Origin of the sequence: Hymenobacter glacialis (genome assembly GCF_001816165.1) — a bacterium.
In the GTDB taxonomy this organism is placed as follows: Bacteria; Bacteroidota; Bacteroidia; order Cytophagales; family Hymenobacteraceae; genus Hymenobacter; species Hymenobacter glacialis.
Window position 1 is genome coordinate 1 of sequence record NZ_MDZC01000116.1, and the last position, 783, is coordinate 783.

Sequence of the window (783 nt, forward strand, 5' to 3'; positions counted from 1 at the left end):
GTGATGTGAAGGATGACGAATGGGCGTTTGTAGCCCCTTATTTGGCCCTGCTGCGGGAGGACGCGCCCCAGCGGCGGCACCCGTTGCGGGCCCTGTTTAACGCCTTGCGTTACCTGGGCCACACCGGTTGCCAGTGGCGTTACCTGCCGCACGACTTGCCGCTCTGGGCGGCGGTCTACCAGCAATGGACCCGCTGGCGGGATGCCCGCGTGTTCGAAGACATCGTTCACGATTTGAACGAGTTACAGCGGATGCTGCTGGACCGCCCCGCTACGCCCAGCGCCGTCATCCTCGACGGACGGGTGCTGCAAAGCACGCCCGAGAGCGGGCACCGGGCCGGCTACGACGGCGGCAAGCGGCGCAAGGGCAGCAAGGCCCACATTGCCGTCGACACACTCGGGCAGTTGCTGAGCGTGGTCATCACCCCGGCCAACGCACAGGAGCGCGACCAGGTGGGCGAGTTATGCGAACGGGTGCAAGCCGTCACGGGCCAAACGGTGCAGGTCGGCTTCGTGGACCAGGGCTACACGGGCGAAGAAGCGGAATACGCCGCTGCGGTGCACGATATTGATTTGCAGGTGGTTAAAAAGCTGGACGGCCAAACCGGTTTTGTGCTCCTGCCCCGGCGCTGGGTCGTTGAACGGAGCTTCGCTTGGCTCAGCCGGTTTCGCCGGTTGGCCCGCGACTACGAGCGGCTTAGCAGCACCTTGCAGCAACTCCACTTCGTCGTCTTTACGTGTATTATGCTCGCCAGGCACTCCAACAGTGCATAACAGGCTCTAG

The 783-nt window shown here is 63.7% G+C and carries 1 protein-coding gene; it reads left to right on the plus strand.

All coding sequences use genetic code 11. The annotated features are described in order from the left end of the window. Positions 1-773 (plus strand): IS5 family transposase (locus BEN48_RS16400; protein ID WP_206599876.1); only part of this gene is annotated, 773 nt, incomplete at its 5' end. Between the last annotated feature and the right edge of the window lie 10 nt (positions 774-783).